At 71.8% G+C, this 23418-nt stretch carries 18 protein-coding genes and 1 pseudogene; 6 read left to right on the plus strand and 13 right to left on the minus strand.

From position 1 onward, the window contains the following. Positions 1 to 339: 339 nt before the first annotated feature. From tkt to pgl, 5 genes are read left to right on the plus strand one after another with little or no spacing between them, the layout of a single operon-like run. Positions 340 to 2421 carry a transketolase gene (tkt, locus tag ABD361_RS21225; RefSeq protein WP_344437016.1) on the plus strand — a complete coding sequence of 694 codons (2082 nt, stop codon included), beginning with the start codon at positions 340 to 342 and terminating at the stop codon, positions 2419 to 2421. Between the two features lie 37 nt (positions 2422 to 2458). Further along, complete coding sequence (gene tal / locus ABD361_RS21230; RefSeq protein WP_344437018.1) at positions 2459 to 3574, plus strand: transaldolase; 1116 nt, start codon at positions 2459 to 2461, stop codon at positions 3572 to 3574. Between the two features lies 1 nt (position 3575). Further along, entirely contained in the window at positions 3576 to 5099 is a 1524-nt protein-coding gene (gene zwf / locus ABD361_RS21235; RefSeq protein WP_344437020.1) for a glucose-6-phosphate dehydrogenase, read from the plus strand. Continuing rightward, positions 5096 to 6166 (plus strand): glucose-6-phosphate dehydrogenase assembly protein OpcA, encoded by a 1071-nt coding sequence (gene opcA / locus ABD361_RS21240; RefSeq protein ID WP_344437022.1) that lies wholly within the window; start codon positions 5096 to 5098, stop codon positions 6164 to 6166. The genes zwf and opcA overlap by 4 nt, the downstream gene beginning before the upstream one ends. After that, entirely contained in the window at positions 6163 to 6942 is a 780-nt protein-coding gene (pgl, locus tag ABD361_RS21245; protein WP_344437024.1) for a 6-phosphogluconolactonase, read from the plus strand. Before opcA ends, pgl begins: the two co-directional genes overlap by 4 nt. A 76-nt stretch (positions 6943 to 7018) precedes the next feature. Here pgl and pgi read toward each other — a convergent pair whose 3' ends face one another. From pgi to ABD361_RS21310, 13 genes and pseudogenes are all read right to left on the minus strand, one after another. Beyond that, positions 7019 to 8671: a glucose-6-phosphate isomerase gene (gene pgi / locus ABD361_RS21250; RefSeq protein WP_344437087.1), complete on the minus strand. Its 1653-nt coding sequence runs from the start codon at positions 8669 to 8671 to the stop codon at positions 7019 to 7021. A 169-nt stretch (positions 8672 to 8840) separates the two neighbouring features. Further along, complete coding sequence (locus ABD361_RS21255) at positions 8841 to 9176, minus strand: RNA polymerase-binding protein RbpA (protein WP_003957010.1); 336 nt, start codon at positions 9174 to 9176, stop codon at positions 8841 to 8843. A gap of 158 nt (positions 9177 to 9334) precedes the next feature. Continuing rightward, complete coding sequence (gene secG, locus ABD361_RS21260; RefSeq protein ID WP_344437026.1) at positions 9335 to 9571, minus strand: preprotein translocase subunit SecG; 237 nt, start codon at positions 9569 to 9571, stop codon at positions 9335 to 9337. Positions 9572 to 9688: 117 nt separating this feature from the next. Continuing rightward, complete coding sequence (tpiA, locus tag ABD361_RS21265; RefSeq protein WP_344437028.1) at positions 9689 to 10465, minus strand: triose-phosphate isomerase; 777 nt, start codon at positions 10463 to 10465, stop codon at positions 9689 to 9691. A 6-nt stretch (positions 10466 to 10471) separates the two neighbouring features. Then, the gene (locus ABD361_RS21270) at positions 10472 to 11683 is read right to left on the minus strand and encodes a phosphoglycerate kinase (RefSeq protein ID WP_344437030.1); all 1212 of its coding nucleotides are present in this window, start codon (positions 11681 to 11683) and stop codon (positions 10472 to 10474) included. A gap of 116 nt (positions 11684 to 11799) precedes the next feature. Next, the gene (gap, locus tag ABD361_RS21275; RefSeq protein ID WP_344437031.1) at positions 11800 to 12804 is read right to left on the minus strand and encodes a type I glyceraldehyde-3-phosphate dehydrogenase; all 1005 of its coding nucleotides are present in this window, start codon (positions 12802 to 12804) and stop codon (positions 11800 to 11802) included. 264 nt (positions 12805 to 13068) lie between these two features. Then, a pseudogene (locus ABD361_RS21280) lies at positions 13069 to 15321 on the minus strand (M14 family metallopeptidase); the annotation flags it as partial. A gap of 162 nt (positions 15322 to 15483) precedes the next feature. Further along, entirely contained in the window at positions 15484 to 16482 is a 999-nt protein-coding gene (whiA, locus tag ABD361_RS21285; RefSeq protein ID WP_344437033.1) for a DNA-binding protein WhiA, read from the minus strand. Next, positions 16473 to 17534 (minus strand): gluconeogenesis factor YvcK family protein, encoded by a 1062-nt coding sequence (locus ABD361_RS21290; RefSeq protein WP_344437034.1) that lies wholly within the window; start codon positions 17532 to 17534, stop codon positions 16473 to 16475. The genes whiA and ABD361_RS21290 overlap by 10 nt, the downstream gene beginning before the upstream one ends. Continuing rightward, positions 17531 to 18463 (minus strand): RNase adapter RapZ, encoded by a 933-nt coding sequence (rapZ, locus tag ABD361_RS21295; RefSeq protein WP_344437036.1) that lies wholly within the window; start codon positions 18461 to 18463, stop codon positions 17531 to 17533. The genes ABD361_RS21290 and rapZ overlap by 4 nt, the downstream gene beginning before the upstream one ends. Before the next feature lie 97 nt (positions 18464 to 18560). After that, the gene (uvrC, locus tag ABD361_RS21300; RefSeq protein WP_344437037.1) at positions 18561 to 20540 is read right to left on the minus strand and encodes an excinuclease ABC subunit UvrC; all 1980 of its coding nucleotides are present in this window, start codon (positions 20538 to 20540) and stop codon (positions 18561 to 18563) included. Positions 20541 to 20710: 170 nt separating this feature from the next. Next, on the minus strand, positions 20711 to 21559 hold the full coding sequence (locus tag ABD361_RS21305; RefSeq protein ID WP_344437038.1) for a hypothetical protein: 849 nt from the start codon (positions 21557 to 21559) through the stop codon (positions 20711 to 20713). A gap of 5 nt (positions 21560 to 21564) precedes the next feature. Then, entirely contained in the window at positions 21565 to 22203 is a 639-nt protein-coding gene (locus ABD361_RS21310; RefSeq protein ID WP_344437039.1) for a papain-like cysteine protease family protein, read from the minus strand. Between the two features lie 257 nt (positions 22204 to 22460). On the opposite strand from ABD361_RS21310, the gene ABD361_RS21315 reads away from it, so the two are divergent. Then, a complete protein-coding gene (locus ABD361_RS21315) occupies positions 22461 to 23405 on the plus strand; it encodes a hypothetical protein (protein WP_344437040.1) in 945 nt (314 codons plus the stop codon). Positions 23406 to 23418 lie beyond the last annotated feature (13 nt).

Below are 23418 nucleotides of genomic sequence, written 5' to 3' on the forward strand. Positions count from 1 at the left end.
CGGCCGGAACAGCCGCCCTCGACAGGCGCGCGGGCGCTGCGCCCGGCAGGCTGGAGAGGAGGACCCGCCGTGCCCCGCGGCGGGAATGATTCACATCAGGATGAGGTTGCCCCGGTCGGCGATCGAATGGTCGAGGATCCCGCTGATGCACCGGCGGTCCGTACCGATCACATGAGAGCCGCCCGACACGTTTGACACGTCTCAAATGAGTGCCGGTGAGCCCGACTGTACGTCGAAAAGATGCGCGTCCAGGCGGGGGTAGGCTCGGGTCCGCCGCGTCGTGGCGGAACATACCGCCCCCGGCAGATTGATCATGTGGAGAGGAGCCCTGATCCGAGGGTGAGCATGAAGCCGACCACCACAGACCTCGAATGGACCGAACTGGACCAGAGGGCCGTCGATACCGCCCGCGTCCTGGCGATGGACTCCGTGCAGAAGGTCGGCAACGGCCATCCCGGCACGGCGATGTCCCTGGCGCCCGCGGCCTACCTGCTGTTCCAGAAGCTGATGCGCCACGACCCCAGTGACGCCGACTGGACCGGCCGCGACCGGTTCGTCCTCTCCCCGGGTCACACCAGCCTGACCCTGTACGTCCAGCTGTTCATGGCCGGGTACGGCCTGGAGCTGGCGGACCTCAAGGCGTTCCGCACCTGGGACAGCAAGACCCCGGGCCACCCGGAGCACGGTCACACCCGCGGTGTGGAGACCACCACCGGCCCGCTGGGCCAGGGCATCGCCAACGCCGTGGGCATGGCGATGGCCGCGCGCTACGAGCGCGGTCTGTTCGACCCGGAGGCGCCGCAGGGCGAGTCCCCGTTCGACCACACCATCTGGGCGATCGTCTCCGACGGCGACCTGGAGGAGGGCATCTCGGCCGAGGCGTCCTCGCTCGCCGGCCACCAGAAGCTCGGCAACCTGATCGCGCTGTACGACGACAACCACATCTCGATCGAGGGCGACACCGAGACCGCCTTCTCCGAGGACGTCCTCAAGCGCTACGAGGCCTACGGCTGGCACGTCCAGCGCATCGAGCAGGCCGCCAACGGCGACTTCGACGTCCAGGCGCTGTACGCGGCGTTCCAGGCGGCCAAGGCCGAGACCGAGCGGCCGTCGATCATCGCCGCCCGCACGATCATCGCCTGGCCGGCCCCCAACGCCCAGAACACCGAGGCCTCCCACGGCTCGGCGCTGGGCGAGGCCGAGGTCGCCGCGACCAAGCGGGTGCTGGGCTTCGACCCCGAGCAGCACTTCCAGATCGAGGACGAGGTCTTCGCCCACGTCCGCAAGGTCGTCGACCGCGGCCGCGAGGCCCGGGCGACCTGGGAGAAGCAGCTGCAGAAGTGGCGCGAGGCCAACCCGGAGCGCGCCGCCGAGTTCGACCGCATCGCCGCGGGCGAGCTCCCGGACGGCTGGGAGAAGGAGATCCCCGTCTTCCCGGCCGGCAAGGACGTCGCCACCCGCAAGGCCTCCGGTGAGGTCCTCAAGGCGCTCGGCGGCGTGCTGCCCGAGCTGTGGGGCGGCTCGGCCGACCTCGCCGGCTCGAACAACACCACGATCGACCCGTCGTCGTCCTTCCTCCCGGCGGGCAACCCGCTGCCGGAGGCGAACCCGTACGGGCGCACGATCCACTTCGGCATCCGCGAGCACGCCATGGGCTCGACCATGAACGGCATCGCGCTGCACGGCAACACCCGCGTCTACGGCGGCACCTTCCTGGTGTTCTCCGACTACATGCGTCCGGCCGTGCGCCTGGCCGCGCTGATGAAGCTGCCGGTCACCTACGTGTGGACGCACGACTCCATCGGCCTGGGCGAGGACGGCCCGACCCACCAGCCGGTCGAGCACATGGCCGCGCTGCGCGCCATCCCGGGCCTGAACATGGTCCGTCCGGCCGACGCCAACGAGACGGCGATCGCCTGGCGCGAGATCATGAAGCGCCACGTCGCCAAGCCGGCCCCGCACGGCCTGGCCCTCACCCGCCAGAACGTGCCGACCTACGAGCCCAACGAGGGCGTGGCCAAGGGCGGCTACGTGCTGCTGGAGGCCGAGGGCGGCCGCCCGCAGGTCATCCTGATCGCCACCGGCTCCGAGGTGCAGCTGGCCGTCGAGGCCCGCGAGACCCTGCAGACCGAGGGCGTGCCGACCCGCGTGGTGTCGATGCCGTCCGTCGAGTGGTTCGAGGAGCAGGACCAGGCGTACCGGGACGGCGTGCTGCTGCCGGACGTCAAGGCCCGCGTCGCCGTGGAGGCCGGTGTGGGTCTGACCTGGTACCGCTACGTCGGTGACGCCGGCCGCATCGTCTCGCTGGAGCACTTCGGCGCCTCCGCCGACTACAAGGTGCTCTACCGCGAGTTCGGCCTGACCCCCGAGGCCGTGGTCGAGGCCGCCCGCGAGTCGATCGCCGACGCCGCCCGCCGCTGACGCTTCGTACACACACCTGCTAGGAGATGCAGACCCCATGACAGACGCACTCAAGCGCCTCTCCGACGAAGGCGTCGCGATCTGGCTGGACGACCTGTCCCGCAAGCGCATCACGTCCGGCAACCTGGCCGAGCTCATCGACCAGAGCCACGTGGTGGGCGTGACGACCAACCCGTCGATCTTCCAGAAGGCGATCTCCAGCGGCGACGGCTACGAGCAGCAGCTCGCCGACCTCGCCGCCCGTGAGGTCACCGTCGAAGAGGCCATTCGCATGATCACCACGGCGGACGTCCGCGACGCCGCCGACATCCTGCGCCCGGTCTTCGACGCCACCGGCGGCCGTGACGGCCGGGTCTCCATCGAGGTCGACCCGCGCCTGGCGCACAAGACCCGCGCCACCGTGGCCGAGGCCAAGCAGCTGGCCTGGCTGGTGGACCGGCCCAACACCCTGATCAAGATCCCCGCGACGAAGGCGGGCCTGCCGGCCATCGCCGAGACCATCGGGCTGGGCATCAGCGTCAACGTCACGCTGATCTTCTCGCTCGAGCGCTACCGCGCGGTGATGGACGCCTACCTGACCGGTCTGGAGAAGGCCAAGGCCGCGGGCCTGGACCTGTCGCTGATCCACTCGGTCGCGTCCTTCTTCGTCTCCCGCGTGGACACCGAGATCGACAAGCGCCTGGACGCGCTGGGCACGGACGAGGCCAAGGAGCTGCGCGGCAAGGCCGCCCTGGCCAACGCCCGTCTGGCCTACCAGGCGTACGAGGAGGTGTTCTCCTCCGACCGCTGGGCCGAGCTGGAGAAGGCCGGCGCCAACAAGCAGCGTCCGCTGTGGGCCTCGACCGGTGTGAAGGACCCGGCCTACAAGGACACGCTGTACGTCGACGACCTGGTCGCCCCCAACACGGTCAACACCATGCCGGAGGCCACGCTGCAGGCCACCGGTGACCACGGCCGGATCACGGGTGACACGGTGCGCGGCACGTACGAGCAGGCCAAGGCCGAGCTCGACGCGCTCGCCCGCCTGGGCGTCTCGTACGACGAGGTCGTCCAGCTCCTGGAGGACGAGGGCGTCGACAAGTTCGAGCAGTCCTGGAACGACCTTCTGAAGTCCACCGAGGCGGAGCTCAAGCGCCTGGCACCGGAGGCATGAATTGAGCAGCAGCAATCCGCTGCGTGACGCTCTGGACCGACGGCTCCCGCGCATCGCGGGGCCGTCGGGCCTGGTCATCTTCGGCGTCACGGGTGATTTGTCACGTAAAAAGCTGATGCCGGCCGTTTACGACCTGGCCAACCGCGGCCTGCTCCCGCCGGGCTTCTCCCTCATCGGCTTCGCCCGCCGGCAGTGGGAGGACGAGGACTTCGCCCAGGTCGTCTACGAGGCCGTCAAGCAGCACGCCCGCACCCCCTTCCGTGAGGAGGTCTGGGCGCAGCTGGTGCAGGGCTGCCGGTTCGTCCAGGGCGACTTCGACGACGACACGGCCTTCGAGACCCTCAAGGCGACCATAGAGGAGCTGGACGCGGCCCAGGGCACGGGCGGCAACTTCGCCTTCTACCTGTCGGTACCGCCGAAGTTCTTCCCCACGGTCGTCCAGCAGCTCAAGAAGCACGGCCTGGCCGAGCAGCAGGAGGGCGCCTGGCGGCGCGCCGTCATCGAGAAGCCCTTCGGCCACGACCTGGCCAGCGCCCAGGAGCTCAACCGGATCGTCCACGACGTCTTCCCCGCCGAGTCGGTCTTCCGCATCGACCACTACCTCGGCAAGGAGACGGTCCAGAACATCCTGGCCCTGCGCTTCGCCAACACCCTCTTCGAGCCGATCTGGAACCGGTCCTACGTCGACCACGTGCAGATCACCATGGCCGAGGACATCGGCATCGGCGGCCGCGCCGGCTACTACGACGGCATCGGCGCCGCCCGCGACGTCATCCAGAACCACCTGCTGCAGCTGCTGGCGCTGACGGCGATGGAAGAGCCCGTCTCCTTCGACGCCGACGCCGTGGCCGCCGAGAAGACCAAGGTGCTCAGCGCCGTCCGGCTGCCGAAGGACCTGGGCAAGGAGACCGTGCGCGGCCAGTACACGCACGGCTGGCAGGGCGGCGAGGAGGTCGTCGGCTACCTGGAGGAGGAGGGCACCGACCCGAACTCCAAGACCGACACCTACGCCGCGATCAAGCTGGACATCGACAACCGCCGCTGGGCGGGCGTCCCCTTCTACCTGCGCACCGGCAAGCGGCTGGGCCGCCGCGTCACCGAGATCGCGGTCGTCTTCCAGCGCGCCCCCTACTCCCCCTTCGACCAGACCGCCACCGAGGAGCTGGGGCAGAACGCCCTGGTGATCCGGGTGCAGCCGGACGAGGGCGTCACCGTGCGCTTCGGCTCGAAGGTGCCGGGCACCCAGATGGAGGTCCGGGACGTCTCGATGGACTTCGCCTACGGCGAGTCCTTCACCGAGTCGAGCCCCGAGGCGTACGAGCGGCTGATCCTCGACGTCCTGCTCGGCGAGTCCAACCTCTTCCCGCGCCTGAAGGAGGTCGAGCTCTCCTGGCAGATCCTCGACCCCATCGAGGAGTACTGGGACAAGCACGGCAGGCCCGCGCAGTACCCGGCCGGCACCTGGGGGCCGGTCGAGGCGGACGAGATGCTCGCACGAGACGGACGGAGCTGGCGTCGGCCATGAAGATCGACCTTACGGACACCACGGCCAGCAAGATCAACAATGCGCTGGTCCAGGGCCGCCGCGCCATCGGCACCCCGGCCAGCGGCATGGTCCTCACCCTGGTCATCGTCACCGACGAGGAGCACGCCTACGACGCGCTCAAGGCCGCCAACGAGGCGTCCCGCGAGCACCCCTCGCGCAAGCTCGTCGTCATCAAGCGGGTCAGCCGCTCGCCCCGCGACCGCGCCCAGGCCCGCCTGGACGCCGAGGTCCGCGTGGGCGGCGACGCCGGCGCCGGCGAGACGGTGGTGCTGCGGCTGTACGGCGAGGTCATAGACCACGCCCAGTCCGTGGTGCTGCCCCTGCTGCTGCCGGACGCCCCCGTCGTCGTCTGGTGGCCGGTGGGCTCCCCCGCCAACCCCGCCAAGGACCCCCTCGGCGCGCTCGGCCAGCGCCGGGTCACCGACGCCTACACCGCCGAGGACCCCGTCGCCGAGCTCGCCACCCGCGCCGCCACCTACACGCCCGGCGACACGGACCTGGCCTGGACCCGCATCACGCCGTGGCGCTCGGTCCTCGCCGCCGCGCTCGACCAGCAGCCCGGCATCGAGATCACCGCGGCCGAGGTCGAGGGCGAGGCTTACAACCCCAGCGGCGAGCTGCTGGCCATGTGGCTGGCCGACCGGCTCGGGGTGACCGCCCGGCGCACCGTCTCCGAGGGGCCCGGCCTGACCGCCGTGCGCATGGAGACCAAGGACGGCGTCATCACCCTCGACCGCGCCGACGGCTCCCTGGCCAAGCTCACCATGCGCGGCCAGCCCGACCGGTCGGTCGCGCTCAAGCGCCGCGACACCGCCGACCTCCTCGCGGAGGAGCTGCGCCGGCTCGACCCGGACCTCATCTACGAGTCCGCGGTCAAGTACGGCGTCGAGGCCCTGGGCGAACCGCTGCCCGCCGCGACCCCCGCCGGGGGCGGCGGCGAGCCGGCCGACCCGGAACAGCCGGCCGAAGCCGCCGAGGCGGCCGAGCCGGCCGAGGCGGCCGAACCGGCGGCGAAGAAGCCGGCCAGGAAGCGGGCGGGCAAGTGAGCACCCCGCAGATCGTCGTCCACCGCGACAAGGAGCTGATGGCCCAGGCCGCGGCGGCCCGGCTGATCACGAAGATCGTGGACGCCCAGGCCGCCCGCGGCTGCGCCTCCGTCGTCCTGACCGGCGGGCGCAACGGCAACGCGCTCCTCGCGGCCCTCGCCGCCGCGCCCGCCCGGGACGCGATCGACTGGTCCCGGCTCGACCTGTGGTGGGGCGACGAGCGCTTCCTGCCCGAGGGCGACCCCGAGCGCAACGACACCCAGGCGCGCGAGGCCCTCCTCGACCGGGTCGGCCTCGACCCGGCCCGGGTGCACTTCATGCCGGCCCCGGACGGCACGCACGAGGACGCCGACGCGGCGGCCGAGGCGTACGCGGCCGAACTGGCCGCCGCCGCCCGGCCGGAGGACCACGGCCCGGTGCCGGCGTTCGACGTCCTGCTGCTGGGCGTCGGCCCCGACACGCACGTGGCCTCCCTCTTCCCGGAGCACCCGGGCGTACGGGAGACCGAGCGCACGGTCATCGGCGTCCACGGCTCTCCCAAGCCGCCGCCGACGCGGGTGTCGCTGACGCTCCCGGCGATCCGGGCGGCACGGGAGGTCTGGCTGCTGGCGGCCGGCGAGGACAAGGCCACGGCGGTGGCGATGGCCCTCTCCGGCGCGGGCGAGGTCCAGGCCCCGGCCGCGGGTGCCCGCGGCACGCGCCGCACGCTGTGGCTCCTGGACCAGGCCGCGGCGGCACAGCTGCCGCGCAGCCTGTACCCCCCGGCGTCGCCGTAACCGGCACGAACGAACAGAAGCGCCGGGCGGGCTGCGATGCAGCCCGCCCGGCGCTTCTGTTTGCGTGCGCGGCGCGTCAGCGGCCCCGCGCCGCGCGGTAGCGCGCGACCAGGGATGCGGTCGAGGCGTCGAGCCCCGGCACCGCGGTGCCTTCCGTCAGCGCCGGCTCGACCCGCTTCGCGAGGACCTTGCCCAGCTCGACGCCCCACTGGTCGAAGGAGTCGATGTTCCAGATCGCCCCCTGTACGAACACCTTGTGCTCGTACAGTGCGATCAGCTGCCCCAGCACCGACGGGCTGAGCTCGTTCGCCAGGATCGTCGTCGTCGGGTGGTTGCCCCGGAACGTCTTGTGCGGCACCAGGTCGGCCGGTACGCCCTCCGCCTCGACCTCCTCGGCCGTCTTGCCGAAGGCGAGCGCCTGGCCCTGGGCGAAGAGGTTGGCCATCAGCAGGTCGTGCTGGGCGGCGAGCCGCGGCTCCAGCTCCTCGACGGGCCGGGCGAAGCCCAGCAGGTCGGCGGGGATGAGTTCGGTGCCCTGGTGGATCAACTGGTAGTACGCATGCTGCCCGTTGGTGCCGGGCGTGCCCCAGACCACCGGCCCGGTCTGCCAGGTGACGGGCGTTCCGTCGCGGTCGACGGACTTGCCGTTGGACTCCATGTCGAGCTGCTGCAGGTAGGCCGGGAACTTCGACAGGTAGTGGCTGTAGGGCAGCACCGCGTGCGACTGCGCGCCGTGGAAGTTGCCGTACCAGATGCCGAGCAGGCCCAGCAGGACGGGGGCGTTCTCCTCGAAGGGCGCGGTGCGGAAGTGCTCGTCGACGAGGTGGAAGCCGGCCAGCATCTCGCGGAAGCGGTCGGGGCCGATGGCGATCATCAGGGAGAGGCCGATGGCGGAGTCGAAGGAGTAGCGGCCGCCGACCCAGTCCCAGAATTCGAACATGTTGGCGGTGTCGATGCCGAACTCGGCGACCTTCTCCGCGTTCGTCGACAGCGCGACGAAGTGCTTGGCCACCGCTTCCTCGCCGGCGCCCAGCCGGTCGAGCAGCCAGTTGCGCGCGGAGGTGGCGTTGGTGATGGTCTCGATCGTGGTGAAGGTCTTGGAGGCGACGATGAACAGCGTCTCGGCGGCGTCCAGGTCGCGCACGGCCTCGTGCAGGTCCGCGCCGTCGACGTTGCTGACGAAGCGGAAGGTGAGATCGCGGTGGGTGTAGGGGCGCAGCGCCTCGTACGCCATCGCCGGGCCGAGGTCGGAGCCGCCGATGCCGATGTTGACGATGTTGCGGATGCGCTTGCCGGTGTGACCCTTCCAATCACCCGAAAGGATGCGGTCGGTGAAGACCTGCATCTTGCGCAGCACGGCGTGCACGGCGGGGACGACGTTCTCCCCGTCGACCTCGACGACGGCGGACTCGGGGGCGCGCAGGGCGGTGTGGAGCACCGCGCGGCCCTCGGTGGTGTTGATCTTCTCGCCGCGGAACATCGCGTCGCGCAGACCGGCCACGTCCATCGCGGCGGCCAGCTCGCGCAGCAGGGTGAGGGTCTCGTCGGTGACGAGGTGCTTGGAGTAGTCGAGGTACAGGTCGCCGACGGTCAGGGTGTACCTCTCGGCGCGCCGCGGATCGTCGGCGAACAGCTGACGCAGGTGCACCTCCCCCAGTTCGGCGCGGTGCTTGGCCAGTGCCTGCCACTCGCGGGTGCGGTCCGGCCTGGTGCGGCCCTGTGCGTTCATCTCGGACATCAGCCCACTTCTACTCGGTTGGTCCCCGCCGTTTCCAACCTAATTGATCTGCCGTCGATTCCTCGCACGTGCACGGCCCAGCGCACAGCACAGCGGCCCGGCCGCACACCGTGTGGGGTGTGCGACCGGGCCGCTGTGCGTCCGTCCGGGTGATCCGGCCTCAGATCTCCCCGCGCAGCTTGGCGAGCGCCTCGGCGAGGATCGCCTCGCCGTCGGCGTCGCTGCGCCGCTCGCGGACGTAGGCCAGATGGGTCTTGTAGGGCTCGGTGCGCGGCGGGTCCGGCGGGTTGTCCCGGTCCTGTCCGGCGGGGAAGCCACAGCGGGGGCAGTCCCAGGTGTCGGGCACCTGGGCGTCGCTGGCGAAGCTGGGCTGCGTCTCGTGCCCGTTCGAGCACCAGAAGGAGATGCGCAGGCGCGGTGCGGATTCGCCCCGCTCGGCCTCGCCCATCGGCCCCGCCCCGACCCGGCTTCCTCGGATCGCGTTGCCACTTGCCACGGTCGTAACTCCCTGCGTGATGGTGCCGCGGAGCCAGGTGGTCGGCTCCGCTGCGGGCGCCTCAGTCTACGTAAGGCCCAACGCGCGTCCAGTGGCAGGAGTTACAGCCCGGCCGCGAAGGACGCAGCCCCATCATAGGCCGCGGTCGCGACGACGCGTCAGCTGTCGAGCTTCATCAGGACGCCGAGCGCGATGATGCACGCGAACCACAGCAGACCGATCACGATGGTGATCCGGTCGAGGTTCCGCTCGGCGACCGAGGATCCGCCGACGGAGGACTGCATGCCGCCACCGAACATGTCGGACAGGCCGCCGCCCTTCCCCTTGTGCATGAGCACCAGCATCATCAGCAGCACGCTGAAGACGATGAGGGCGATCGAGAACCCGATGACCACGGCTGGACCAACTCTCTCGGACTGACTGAATGGAAAGTGCTGCGGGGCCGGCGACCGGCATTCGTGCCGGTCCCGGCCCCGACAGGGTACGACGGGGAGCACCCGTCGTCATAGCCGCTACTGATCGCCGAAGCGGACGATCTTGACGAATTCGTCGGCGTCCAGCGAGGCGCCGCCGATCAGGGCGCCGTCCACGTCGGGCTGGGCCATGATCGCGGCGATGTTGCCGGACTTGACCGAGCCGCCGTACTGGATGCGGACCTTGTCGGCCAGCTCCTGGTCGTAGAGCTCGGCCAGGCGGCCGCGGATGGCCCCGCAGACCTCCTGGGCGTCCTCGGGCGTGGCGACCTCGCCGGTGCCGATGGCCCACACCGGCTCGTAGGCGATCACGACCGTGGCGGCCTGCTCGGCCGGCACGTCCTTCAGGCCGCCGTCGACCTGGGCGAGGGTGTGGGCGACCTGGTTGCCGGCCTTGCGGACGTCCAGGCCCTCACCGACGCACAGGATCGGGGTGATGCCGTGCCTGAAGGCGGCCTTGACCTTGGCGTTGCAGATCTCGTCGGTCTCGCCGTGGTACTGGCGGCGCTCGGAGTGCCCGACGGCGACGAAGGTGCACTTGAGCTTGGCGAGCATGGCGCCGGAGATCTCGCCGGTGTAGGCGCCGGAGTCGTGCGCCGAGATGTCCTGGGCGCCGTACTTGATCTGCAGCTTGTCGCCGTCCACCAGCGTCTGCACCGAGCGCAGGTCGGTGAAGGGCGGCAGGACGGCGACCTCGACGCGGTCGTAGTCCTTGTCGGCGAGGGAGAAGGCGAGCTTCTGGACGTGGGCGATGGCCTCGAGGTGGTTGAGGTTCATCTTCCAGTTGCCCGCCATCAGCGGGGTGCGTGCGGTCACGGTGGTTCAGTCCTCCAGTGCGGCGAGGCCGGGGAGCGTCTTGCCCTCGAGGTATTCGAGGCTGGCGCCACCACCGGTCGAGATGTGGCCGAAAGCGTTCTCGTCGAAGCCCAGGATGCGCACGGCCGCGGCCGAGTCACCGCCACCGACGACGGTGAAGCCGTCCGTGTCCACCAGGGCCTGGGCGACGGCCTTCGTGCCGCCCGCGAAGTCGGGGTGCTCGAAGACGCCCATCGGGCCGTTCCAGAAGACGGTGCCGGCGTCGGCGAGCTTGGACGCGTAGAGCTCACGCGTCTTCGGGCCGATGTCCAGGCCCTCCTTGTCGGCCGGGATGGCGTCGGTGGCGACGACCTCGTAGTCGGCCGGGGTCTTGCCCTTCAGGTCCGGGAACTCGGCCGAGACCAGGACGTCGACGGGCAGGACGAACTCCACGCCGCGCTTCTCCGCCTCCGCCAGGTACGCGAGGCAGGTGGCCTTCTGGTCCTCCTGCAGCAGCGAGATGCCGACCTCGTGGCCCTTGGCGGCCAGGAAGGTGTACGACATGCCGCCGCCGATGAGGATGCGGTCGGCCTTCTTCAGCAGGTTGTCGATGACGCCCAGCTTGTCGGAGACCTTGGCGCCGCCCAGGACGACCACGTACGGGCGCTGCACCTCCTCGGTGAGCTTCTTCAGCACCCCGACCTCGGCGGCGATCAGGCCGCCGGCCGCGTGCGGCAGGCGCGCCGGGAGGTCGAAGACCGAGGCGTGCTTGCGGTGCACGGCGCCGAAGCCGTCGCCGACGTAGAGGTCGGCGAGCGAGGCGAGGGCGTCGGCGAAGGCGCCGCGCTCGGCGTCGTCCTTGCTGGTCTCGCCCGCGTTGAACCGCAGGTTCTCCAGCAGCGTGACCTCGCCGTCGCCGAGACCGGCGACGGTGGCCTTCGCGCTGTCACCCACGGTGTCGGTGGCGAATGCGACGGGGCGGCCCAGGATCTCGCCGAGCCGGCCGGCGACCGGGGCCAGGGAGAACGCGGGGTCCGGGGCGCCCTTGGGACGACCCAGGTGGGAGGCGACGATCACCTTGGCGCCGGCCTCGGCCAGCTTGGCGATCGTCGGCGCGACGGCGCGGATGCGGCCGTCGTCGGTGATGACGGTGCCCTCCAGGGGCACGTTCAGGTCGGCGCGGACGAAGACTCGCTTGCCTTCGACACCGTCCCGGATGAGATCGTCGATCGTCTTCATGCAGTGACTCCGTGACTTCGGTAAGGAACAGCCATGGAACGGGGCCCGGACGACGCGTCATCGCGTCGTACGAGCCCCGTCCTTACCATCTCGGCGCCTGAGGGGTCAGGCGGAGATCAGAGCTGGCCGCCGACGAAGACGGTGAGGTCCACCAGGCGGTTGGAGTAACCCCACTCGTTGTCGTACCAGCCGATGATCTTGACCTGCTTGCCCTGCGCCATCGTCAGCGAGGCGTCGAAGGTGCAGGAGGCCGGCCAGTTGACGATGTCCGCGGAGACGATCGGGTCCTCGGTGTACTCGAGGATGCCCTTCAGCTGGCCCTCGGCGGCCTTCTGGAAGGCGGTGTTGATCTCGTCCTTGGTGACCTCGCGCTCCAGCTCGACGACCAGGTCGGTCACGGAGCCGGTGGGGACCGGGACGCGCATGGCCATGCCGTCCAGCTTGCCCTTGAGCTGCGGCAGGACCAGGGCGGTGGCCTTGGCGGCACCGGTCGAGGTCGGGATGATGTTCTCCGCGGCGGCGCGGGCGCGGCGCAGGTCCTTGTGCGGGAAGTCGAGGATGCGCTGGTCGTTGGTGTACGCGTGGACCGTCGTCATCAGGCCCTTGACGATGCCGAAGCTCTCGTCCAGCACCTTCGCCATCGGCGCCACGCAGTTGGTGGTGCAGGAGGCGTTGGAGATGACGTGGTGGTTGGCCGCGTCGTACTTGTCCTGGTTCACGCCCATCACGATGGTGATGTCCTCGTTGGAGGCGGGCGCGGAGATCAGGACCTTCTTGGCACCGGCGGCGAGGTGCTTGGCGGCGTCCTCGCGCTTGGTGAAGATGCCGGTGGACTCGATGACGATGTCGGCACCGAGCTCGCCCCAGGGCAGGGCGGCCGGGTCCCGCTCGGCCATCGTCTTGAAGGTCATGTTGCCGACGGTGATCGTGTCGTCGGTGTGGCTGACCTCGTGCTTGAGACGACCCAGGATGGAGTCGTACTTCAGCAGGTGCACCAGGGTGGCGTTGTCGGTCAGGTCGTTGACACCGACGATCTCGATGTCCGCACCCTGCTCCAGGAGCGCACGGAAGTAGTTACGACCGATACGGCCAAAGCCGTTGATGCCTACGCGGATCGTCACGAACCGATCTCCTCGTTGGTGTGCCGGGCTGTCCCCGGCGGCTGTATGGGATGTCCCCGACCACCACCGACCCTACCTCTAAGAAGGGAGGTACGTGACATTGGCCGCGCGGGCCCGTCCGGCCCCCTCGCAGGTGAAAGAGGGCCTGCTCAGGTGGGCGGAACAAGGGGTTCATCCACCGATCGCGCGCAGGGCTCCACCGGTCAGCGCAGCCCTCTCGCGGGGGTCCGCGACGTGCTCCAGACCGAAGCCGAACAGCACCGTGTCGCGCGTCGTGACGGCCGCCGCGGACGGCACCGGCGCCGCCTTTCCATCACGCTGCGTGATGGCCGCGGGGGTGTAGGCACCGGCCGCGGCGCTGCGGAACTGCGGGAAGGTCTCCGGCGGCAGCTGCTCGGACAGCGGGCTGAAGGCACCGGCCCACGCGAGCGGTCCGAGGTGTGCCGTGGTGCCCGCGAGCTCACCCGCACCGGTGAAGCGGCCGGGCCGGGCCTGCGCGGTGTGCGAGCCGGCCCCCAGGTAGAAGCGGGCGAAGTCGTCGCTCTCCACGCCGGCGACCCGGGTGCTGCTGCCCGCCCGGACGCCCGCGGTGATCAGCTTGCCGCCCTCGTTGAGGAAGTCGCGCACGGCCAGCAGGGTGGCCCCGTCGGGGCGGCCGGTGGCGTACCACACGACGGTGTCGTAGTGGCCGAGGACGCCCAGCGCGGGCGGCGCGCCCTGGGTGGCGACGTCCCACACGGCGCTCTCGCGCCCGTTGTCGGCGAGCGCCTTCACGTACGCGGCGGTGTTGCGGGCCGCGGCGGTGCCGCCCTCGTCGGCGACGACCAGCGTGTCGGCGCGCGGCGCGGTGCGGGCCACGGTGAAGGTGAAGGGCTCGGCGGCCGCGGACCCGCCCTTGTGGGTGCGGCCGGTGAACCACACGGTGACCTTCGCGCCCGGATGGGCGCCCTCGACGGTGGCCCGGTACTCGTCGAAGCGGATGTTGTCCTCGCCGCCGTAGCGGTCGCCGCCGTTCCAGGCGCGCAGCGGGGCGCTGCGCACGGGGCCGCCGTCGACGCGGTAGTTCAGGCGCGTGTCGGTCAGGCTCTTGCGGGCGGTGACGGCGACGATCTGGCGGCCGTCGCGGGCGTAGGAGGTGGTGAAGGCGTGCGGGGTGAAGTCGGGGGCGGCCAGGCCGACCGGGGAGGAGGGCCGGTCGGGGTGGGTGGCGCTCTCGGCGACGGCGAGGGCGAAGGGGAGGTTCTTGGTGAACTCCCGCTGGATCAGCTTCTCGTCGTCGGGGAAGTTGAAGACCGAGGGGCAGTCCTTGGGGTTCCAGCGGCCGGTGGTGTCGGCCTTCGAGGCGGTCTCGCAGGTCGACATCTCAGGGGTGAACATCATCGTGCCGTTGACGTTCGCCGCGTGGCCGTCGGCCTCGCCGTTGGTGGTGTAGAGCTCGGAGGACAGCTGCGGGCGGTAGCCGGGGATCGCGGAGTTCCCCGGGGTGCCGGCCAGGGCCCGGTAGGCGACGTCGTCGGGGGTGGGGGTGGCCTCCTGCCAGCCGACGCCGTAGAGCAGCAGTTCGGCCGCGGAGTGGTAGTTGACGGCGTAGACGAAGTCGTGGCGCTTTTCGAAGGCGTCCAGCGCGCGGGTCTCGGGCTCGGAGGCCGGGGCCGGGCCCCGGTAGGTCTCGGAGGCCGGGCGCGGGGAGGAACCGTCGTTGTCGTAGCCCCACTTGTAGGGGAAGTTGCGGTTGAGGTCGACGCCGTCGCCGGCAGCGATCCTGCCGTCGCCGTCGTTGTCGCGCAGGTTCTTGCGCCACAGGCGGGTGGCGGGGCTCTGGAAGGTGTAGTCGTAGCCGTCGGGGTTGGCGGACAGCAGGAACCACAGTTCGGTGCGGTCGACGAGGCGGGTGACGCGGGCGTCCTTGCCGTAGCGGTCGAGGACGTGGTGCAGCAACCGCCGGTTCGTCTCCGGGGTGATCCACTCCCGGGCGTGCTGGTTGGACATGTACAGCACGGCGGGCCGGGCGCCGTCGGGGGTGCGGCCGGCGTCCTTGGAGACCTTGACGGCGAGGATGTCCTGGCCGCGCACCGTCTTCCCGATGCTGACGACCTTGGTGAGGGCCGGGTGGGTGCGGGCGGTCTCCCGGATCTCCTGCTGCAGGCCGTTCTTCCCGCTGTACGGGCGGAAGACGCCGTCCCCTTGCGCCGCGAGGCGCTTGCGGGCGGCGTCGGAGGTGCGCTTCTCCTTGACGTCGATGCCCTGCTGCTGGAGCTCGCGGGCCTGGGACGGGGTGAGGTAGAGCTCGACGGCCTTCGTCCCCCGCTCGGGGACGCGCTCGCCGAGCTCGTGGCCGTCGACGCCGGCGCGCAGCAGCAGCGGGACCTGTGCGGCGGTGACGTCGGCGGTCCACACCGCCAGGCTCTCGGCGGCCGTGCCGGGTGCGGCGCTGCGGGCGTGGGCCGAGGGTGTTGCCGTGAGGCCGCCGATTAACAGCGCGGCCACGGTGACGACCGTTCCGGTCGTGCGTCTCATGTGCCCCCCTTGTCGTTGTGGGCCACTGGGGTTCGGGGGTCAGGCTCTTGGCGGGCTCATGATCATGTCAACGACGCCTTTTGCGCCCCTCCCCGGCCGTCCGCGCACAGCGCGGCGCCCCCGCCACCACGGGGGTGACGGGGGCGCCGTACGGCGGTGCGATCAGCCGACCATGCCCTCGGCCATCTCCTCGGTCAGCTCGGCCAGGTTCGACTCGGTGCCGGGGATGCCCAGGTCCTGGGCGCGCTTGTCGGCCATGGCCAGCAGGCGGCGGATGCGGCCCGCGACGGCGTCCTTGGTCAGCGGCGGGTCGGCCAGGGCGCCCAGCTCCTCCAGGGAGGCCTGCTTGTGCTCCATGCGCAGCCGGCCCGCGGCGGCGAGGTGCTCGGGCACCTCCTCGCCGAGGATCTCCAGCGCACGCTGCACCCGGGCCCCCGCGGCGACGGCGGCCCGGGCCGAGCGGCGCAGGTTGGCGTCGTCGAAGTTGGCCAGGCGGTTGGCGGTCGCCCGCACCTCGCGGCGCATCCGCCGCTCCTCCCAGGCCAGCACCGACTCGTGCGCGCCCAGGCGCGTCAGCAGGGCGCCGATCGCGTCACCGTCCCGGACGACGACGCGGTCCACCCCGCGCACCTCGCGGGCCTTCGCGGCGATCTGCAGTCTGCGGGCCGCGCCGACCAGCGCCAGGGCCGCCTCCGGGCCGGGGCAGGTGACCTCCAGCGAGGAGGAGCGGCCGGGCTCGGTCAGCGAGCCGTGGGCCAGGAAGGCGCCGCGCCAGGCCGCCTCCGCGTCGCAGGTGGCGCCGGAGACGACCTGCGGCGGCAGCCCGCGGATCGGCCGGCCGCGGCCGTCGACCAGGCCGGTCTGGCGGGCCAGCTGGTCACCGCCCGCCACCACCCGCACCACGTACCGGCTGCCCCGCCGGAGCCCACCGGGGGCCATCACCACCAGGTCGGAGGAGTGCCCGAAGATCTCCAGGATGTCCTTGCGCAGCCGCCGGGCCGCGATCCCGGTGTCCAGCTCCGCCTCGATCACGATGCGGCCGCTGACCAGGTGCAGGCCCCCCGCGAACCGCAGGATCGCCGAGACCTCCGCTTTCCGGCAGCAGGTGCGGGTGACGGGGAGCCGGGAGATCTCGTCCTTCACCGCAGCCGTCATCGCCATGGGCCGATCCTTCCATGCATCCGAAAAATACGGTCGTACGCGGCGGCCAACAGCTCCGGGTCGTGCGTCTGGCAGCTGTCGGGCGAGGCGACCGGCGCCAGCTCGACCGCAGCCCCGAGCCGCTTGGCGGCCTCGCCGAGGCTGTCCCGATCGGGCACGGCGGCCTCGTCGGCCAGCACCACGTCCAGGGCGAGTTTAGGGGCGTGTCGGGCCAAAACCTCCAAATGACGCTGCGGGGAGAAGCCATCGGTTTCGCCGGGTTGCGGCGCGAGGTTCAGCGAGAGCACCCGCCGGGCCCGGGTCTCCTGCAGCGCCTGCAGCAGCTCGGGCACCAGCAGGTGCGGGATCACCGAGGAGAACCAGGAGCCGGGGCCGAGCACCACCCAGTCGGCGTCCAGCACGGCCTCCACCGCCTCCGGCACGGCCGGCGGGTCCTCCGGGACCAGGTGCACCGACTGCACCTCGCCCGGGGTCAGCGCCACGGTGGCCTGCCCGCACACGGTGGTGACCGCCTCGGGATCGGCCGGGTCGTGGCCGCGCACCAGCGCCTGCAGCTCCAGCGGCACGGCGGACATCGGCAGCACCCGGCCGTGCGCGCCCAGCAGCTTGCCGACCAGGTCCAGCGCCTGCACGTGGTCGCCCAGCTGCTCCCACAGGGCCACGATGAGCAGGTTGCCCACGGCGTGGCCGTGCAGCTCGCCCTCGCTGACGAAGCGGTGCTGGATCACCCGGGCCCAGGTCTGGCCCCAGTCGTCGTCCCCGCACAGGGCCGCCAGGGCCTTGCGCAGGTCGCCGGGGGGCAGCACGCCGAGCTCGTCGCGCAGCCGGCCGCTGGAGCCGCCGTCGTCGGCGACGGTGACCACGGCCGTCAGATCGCCGGTGATGCGCCGCAGCGCGGCCAGCGAGGCCGACAGCCCGTGGCCGCCGCCCAGGGCGACGACCTTGGGCTGCGCGCCGCGGACGGGCCGGCGGCGGGCCCGCTGCGCGTCGCCGCGCGGCCGGCCCGCCACCAGGCGGCTCACGCGGCGCATGCGGAAGCTGCGTCCGGTCACTCGCGCCCCATGTCCCGGTGCACGACGACGGTCTCCACGCCCTCGGAGACCAGGCGGTGGGCGAGCTTCTCGGACATGGCGACCGAGCGGTGCTTGCCGCCGGTGCAGCCGACCGCAATGGTCACGTACCGCTTGCCCTCGCGGCGGTAGCCGGCGGCGATGAGCTGGAGCAGCTCGGTGTAGCGGTCGAGGAACTCCTTGGCGCCGGGCTGGTTGAAGACGTAGCCCGAGACCTCCTCGTTCAGGCCGGTGAAGGGCCGCAGCTCCGGCACCCAGTGCGGGTTGGGCAGGAAGCGGCAGTCGACGACGAGGTCGGCGTCGACGGGCAGGCCGTACTTGTAGCCGAAGGACATGACGGTGGCCCGCAGCTCCGGCTCCTCCTCGCCCGCGAACTGGGCGTCCATCTTCGCCCGCAGCTCGTGGACGTTGAGGCTGGAGGTGTCGATGACCAGGTCGGCGTCCCCGCGCAGCTCGCGCAGCAGGTCGCGCTCGGCGGCGATGCCGTCGACGATGCGGCCCGAGCCCTGCAGCGGGTGCGGGCGGCGCACCGACTCGAAGCGGCGCACCAGGGCGTCGTCGGACGCCTCCAGGAAGATCACCCGCCGCTTGACCTTCTTGGCCGCCAGGTCGGCCAGCGACTCCCGGAGGTTGTCGAAGAAGCCGCGGCCGCGCACGTCCACCACCACGGCGATGCGCGCCACGTTGCCCTGGGAGCGGGCGCCGAGGTCCACCATGGTGGGGATCAGGGCGGGGGGCAGGTTGTCCACGACGAACCAGCCCAGGTCCTCCAGACACTTGGCGGCGGTGCTGCGGCCCGCCCCCGACATGCCGGAGATGATCACCAGCTCGGGGATGCCCGTCGTCTCCGCGGCCGTGTCCGCCGTCGTGCCCGTACTCACCGTTGCTCCGTCCCGCTCTGTCGCGTTCATGCTGCCTTCCCCCGTGTCCGCGGACGGCGCCCCCGCGCCGTCTCCTCTTCCATACTGCTGCTTCTCCGGGCTCCGGGCCCGGAGGGCAGGAGGTCCATCATTCCTCCGCGTCGTCGATGATCTCGCCGGTCGCCGTGTTGACGGCGGGTGCGGCGGGTGCCGCCGCGGCGAGCGTCGCGACGATGGTCTCGGCCGTCTTGCGGCCGATGCCCGGCGCCTCGCAGATCTGCTCGACCGTCGCGGCGCGCAGCCGCTTGAGGGAACCGAAGTGCTTCAGCAGCGCCTGCTTGCGGGTGCTGCCCAGGCCGGGCACCGCGTCCAGAGGCCCGGCCTTCATGCTCTTGCCGCGCTTGCTGCGCTGGTAGGAGATCGCGAAGCGGTGCGCCTCGTCGCGCACGCGCTGCAGCAGGTACAGCCCCTCGCTGGTGCGCGGCAGGACGACCGGGTCGTCCTCGCCGGGCAGCCAGACCTCCTCCAGGCGCTTGGCCAGGCCGCAGACGGCCACATCGGTGACGCCGAGCTCCTCCAGCGCCCGGTGGGCCGCCATGACCTGGGGCTTGCCGCCGTCGACCACGATCAGCTGCGGCGGGTAGGCGAAGCGCTTGGGTCTGCCGTCGTCCGTCCCCGCCGGGACCTCGCCGTCGCCGCCGTCCTCCTCCGTCCACTCCCCCGTCCTCAGCTTCTCCTGCAGGTAGCGGCGGAAGCGCCGGGAGACGACCTCGTGCATGGAGCGGACGTCGTCCTGCCCCTCGAAGGTCTTGATCTGGAAGCGGCGGTACTCGCTCTTGCGCGCCAGGCCGTCCTCGAAGACGACCATGGACGCCACCACGTCCTGCCCCTGCAGGTGGGAGATGTCGAAGCACTCGATGCGCAGGGGTGCGGAGTCCAGCGCGAGGGCCTCGGCGATCTCCTCCAGGGCCCGGGAGCGGGTGGTCAGGTCGGAGGCGCGTCTGGTCTTGTGCAGCACCAGCGCCTGCTGGGCGTTGCGCTGGACCGTGGCCATCAGGTCCTTCTTGTCGCCGCGCTGCGGGATGCGCAGGTCGACCCGGGAGCCGCGGCGCTCGCCCAGCCACTGGACGACCGGTTCGAGCGGGTCGGGCAAGGCGGGGACGAGGACCTCCTTGGGAACGGCGTCGCCGCTCTCCTCCCCGTACAGCTGCTGCAGGGCGTGCTCGACGAGGCCGGCGGTGTCGACGGCCTCGACCTTGTCGGTGACCCAGCCGCGCTGGCCGCGCACGCGCCCGCCGCGGACGTGGAAGATCTGCACGGCCGCTTCGAGCTCGTCCTCGGCGACCGCGATCAGGTCGGCGTCGGTGGCGTCGGCCAGGACGACGGCGTTCTTCTCCATGGCGCGCTTGAGCGCCTCTATGTCGTCGCGGAGCCTTGCCGCCTTCTCGTACTCCATGTCCTCGGCGGCATCGTGCATCTGCCGTTCCAAACGGCGGATGTACGCACCGGTACGGCCGGCCATGAAGTCGCAGAACTCCTCGGCCAGTTCGCGGTGCTCCGCGGGGCTGACCCGGCCGACGCAGGGGGCGGAGCACTTGCCGATGTAGCCGAGCAGGCAGGGGCGGCCGATCTGGTGGGAGCGCTTGAAGACGCCCGCGGAGCAGGTGCGGACGGGGAAGACCCGCAGCATCAGGTCGACGGTCTCGCGGATGGCCCAGGCGTGGGCGTAGGGGCCGAAGTAGCGCACACCCTTCTTCTTGGGGCCGCGCATGACCTGGACCCGGGGGAACTCCTCGTTCAGCGTGACGGCGAGCGAGGGATAGCTCTTGTCGTCGCGGTACTTCACGTTGAAGCGCGGGTCGTACTCCTTGATCCAGGAGTACTCCAGCTGGAGCGCCTCGACCTCGGTGGAGACCACCGTCCACTCCACGGAGGCCGCCGTGGTGACCATGGTGCGGGTGCGCGGGTGCAGGCCGGCGAGGTCCTGGAAGTACGACGAGAGGCGCTGGCGCAGGCTCTTCGCCTTCCCGACGTAGATCACCCGGCCGTGCTCGTCGCGGAACCTGTAGACCCCGGGCGAGTCGGGGATCTGTCCCGGCTTGGGTCGGTAGCTGCTGGGGTCGGCCATGCCACAACCCTACTTGCGGGCAGTGACAATCCGGGGCCCGGTCGGCCGCGGAGGTGGCGGGCGGGTTCCGGCCCCGGCGGCGGGTGCCGCCGGGGCCGGAGGGCGACCGGAGCGGAACGTGGGGGGTGCCCCCGCCCGGCCCGCACGGCCGGGCGGGAGCCCGTCTCCGGTCAGCGGCGCCGCAGTCGCCCGCGGGCCGCCAGCGCGGCGAGTCCCAGGGCGGCGGCAGCGGCCGCCCCGCCGGCCAGTGCGGCCGGCGCCGGGGACCCTTCGTCCTGCTGCGCCGCCGCGGCGGCCGGTCCGGCGGCGGCCTGCCCGCCGCCGGCCAGTCCGCGCCGGTCGTAGGCCGAGCCGGGCAGCTGGTCGCCGTACGCCCGGTGGACGCGGTCGCGATAGGCGTCGACGGTGGTGCCGCGGGCGCCGATCGCGTGCTCGGCGTCCGCATCGAGCGGCAGGACGCGGTCGCCGCGCTGGACGTACCAGGCGTCGATCTGCGGTTCGCGGAAGACCGTGCCGCCCGCGAGCCTGCGCGCGCCCTCGGCGGCGTAGCGCGTCTCGTCGTCGCCGGTGGCGATGTTGACGACCTTCCAGCTGCCGCTCTTCCAGCCGGCGCCCTTGGCGGCGGGGTCGGCCGGGACCGTCCACACCGACGCCTTGCGTCCGTCGGCCGAGACGGCCGTGCTGGCGAGGAACTCCAGCCGGGCGAGGGGCGCGCCGTCCTTGCCCGCCACGAAGTCGGGGGACAGCGTGTAGACAGGCACGGTCGCGCCGTCGATCCTGGGGTGCGCGTCCTGCCGGGCGGCGGCGCCGGGAGCGCCGGCGAAGAAGCGCGCGAGCGTCTCCAGGGACGCGGGGGCCTCGGCCGCCCGGTGGGCGGCGGTGACCGAGTCCGCGGGCGGTGCGAGGGGGGCGGCCGGTGCCTGGGCGGCGTGGGCGAGGGGCGCGAGGCCCAGCACCACGGCGGTCAGGGCGCCGGCGGCGGCCGTACGGGCCGCGGTGCGTGCGGTGGGGTGCTGCATCGCCCTCACGCTCCGATCCGGTAGAGCGAGTGGGTCCAGGAGAAGCGTTCGTTCCCGCTGCCGTCGCCGCCGACGTACCAGCTGTGCGAGGCCCAGTTGTAGCGGGTGTTGGACGGCCACGGGTCGCCCCAGTAGACCAGGCTCCGGGAGTCGTCGTAGCCGTACAGGACGTGCATGTGGCCGCCGCCGGAGGTCCATTGGATGCGTGTTTCCACCGGCCGGCCCGCGTTGATCTCGCTCTGCACGGTCGGGTAGCGCAGCCAGCCGCTCACGTACAGGCCCTCGTTGATGCCGGCCCAGGACAGGGCATTCTGCACATTGCCCAGCGTGGCCTGGTTGTTGGGGCAGGTGGTGCCCTGGGAGCGGTTGAAGGCGGCGTTGCAGAACTGGTTCTGGCTGTAGGTGCGGCCGAACCAGGTGGCGATGGTGTTGCCGGAGGCCGCCCAGCACCAGTTGCTCTTCTCCTGTACCTGCATGGTGATGTCGAGCTTCTTGGCCGCCGTCAGATCGTGCCGGTCGCCGGTGGCCGCGCCCGCCGTGGTGGGGACGGCGAGCAGGACGGCGGCGACGAGCGCGGCGAGGCAGAGCCGTCTGCCGCGGGGGCGGGACTTCCTTGGAGTTGCCGATGCCGATGCACGGGACATCTTCGCGTTCCTCCCGTGTTGGGGGGTGGGGTGGAGGAGCGCGTCCGGACGCGTGTGAGGAGCATCGGATGTTGTCGGGAACCGGTCAACCAGTTTCAATACGGCCTGAGGGCACGGTGTGAACGGTTCGACGGGAAAGTGAACGACCTGCGCCCCACCAAATGGTCCGTACCAATCCGACCAGGGCGGCGGCCCCTGCCGATCGTGAATGTTCACATCGCGCCGGGGGCTTCCCAGGGGGACGAAGGAGCACGGCGATGGCACGCAGCACCCCCCGCGCCGACGGGAGCGACCTGGAGCGGGCGCTGCGGACGGGCCCCTTCCACCTCGCCCTGCGCACCGCCCTGTCGGCCCGCGGCCTGGCCCTGCACCGCGTGCAGCACCGGCTCGCCCAGCGCGGCGTCAAGGTGGGCGTGACCAGCCTGAGCTACTGGCAGCAGGGCCTGCGCCGGCCCCGGCGCCCGGAGTCCCTGCGGGCCGTGCGGATGCTGGAGGAGGTCCTGGACCTGCCCGCCCACGCCCTGACCCGGCTGCTCACCGAGCCCGCCGCCGGACGACCGGCCGCCGGCCGGCCCGCCACGCGCTCCTACCGCGCGCTGGTGGAGGAGGCCCGGGCCGTCGAACGGCTGCTGGCCGACCTGGAGGCCCCGCAGGACGGCGGCCTGCACACCGTCTGCCACCTCGAACGCGTCCGCATCGGGCCGGACCGCGTCCTGCACGGCCGCGACTCGCACCACGTGGTGCGGGCCCACCGCGACGGCGTCGACCGCTACCTCGCCATCCACCACGGCGACCCGGGTTGCGACCCGGCCCGCATGGCGGTGCGCGCCGAGGAGAACTGCCGGGTGGGACGGGTGCGCTGGCACGCCGCCTCCGGCGTGCTCGTCGCCGAGCTCCTCTTCGACGCCCGGCTGCGCGCCGGGGACACCTACGTCTTCGGCTACGGCTTCGACGACGCGACGGGCGGCACGAGCCGGGAGTACGTGCGCGGCTTCAGCTTCGCCGGCGGGCAGTACGTCCTGCAGGTGCGCTTCGACGACGCGGCCCTGCCGGTGCGCTGCCGCCGCTTCGAGCAGGCCGGGGCCGGCGCCCCGCGCTGCGGCCAGCAGGAGCTGACGCTGTCGGGACGGCACCACGGAGTGCACCTGGTGGAACAGGTGGTGCGCCCGGGGATCGTGGGGATCTCCTGGGACTGGTCGTAGCGCCTGGCGCCTG

The sequence above is a fragment of the Streptomyces luteosporeus genome, assembly GCF_039532865.1.
Taxonomy (GTDB): Bacteria; Actinomycetota; Actinomycetes; order Streptomycetales; family Streptomycetaceae; genus Streptomyces; species Streptomyces luteosporeus.

What these genes read in the sequence shown, in the direction of transcription:
- tal (WP_344437018.1), top strand. Translation starts at nt 2,459, where the DNA reads ATGACAGACGCACTCAAGCGCCTCTCCGACGAAGGCGTCGCGATCTGG.
- opcA (WP_344437022.1), top strand. Translation starts at nt 5,096, where the DNA reads ATGAAGATCGACCTTACGGACACCACGGCCAGCAAGATCAACAATGCG.
- pgi (WP_344437087.1), bottom strand. Translation starts at nt 8,671, where the DNA reads ATGAACGCACAGGGCCGCACCAGGCCGGACCGCACCCGCGAGTGGCAG.
- ABD361_RS21270 (WP_344437030.1), bottom strand. Translation starts at nt 11,683, where the DNA reads ATGAAGACGATCGACGATCTCATCCGGGACGGTGTCGAAGGCAAGCGA.
- whiA (WP_344437033.1), bottom strand. Translation starts at nt 16,482, where the DNA reads ATGGCGATGACGGCTGCGGTGAAGGACGAGATCTCCCGGCTCCCCGTC.
- rapZ (WP_344437036.1), bottom strand. Translation starts at nt 18,463, where the DNA reads ATGAACGCGACAGAGCGGGACGGAGCAACGGTGAGTACGGGCACGACG.
- uvrC (WP_344437037.1), bottom strand. Translation starts at nt 20,540, where the DNA reads ATGGCCGACCCCAGCAGCTACCGACCCAAGCCGGGACAGATCCCCGAC.
- ABD361_RS21305 (WP_344437038.1), bottom strand. Translation starts at nt 21,559, where the DNA reads ATGCAGCACCCCACCGCACGCACCGCGGCCCGTACGGCCGCCGCCGGC.
- ABD361_RS21310 (WP_344437039.1), bottom strand. Translation starts at nt 22,203, where the DNA reads ATGTCCCGTGCATCGGCATCGGCAACTCCAAGGAAGTCCCGCCCCCGC.
- ABD361_RS21315 (WP_344437040.1), top strand. Translation starts at nt 22,461, where the DNA reads ATGGCACGCAGCACCCCCCGCGCCGACGGGAGCGACCTGGAGCGGGCG.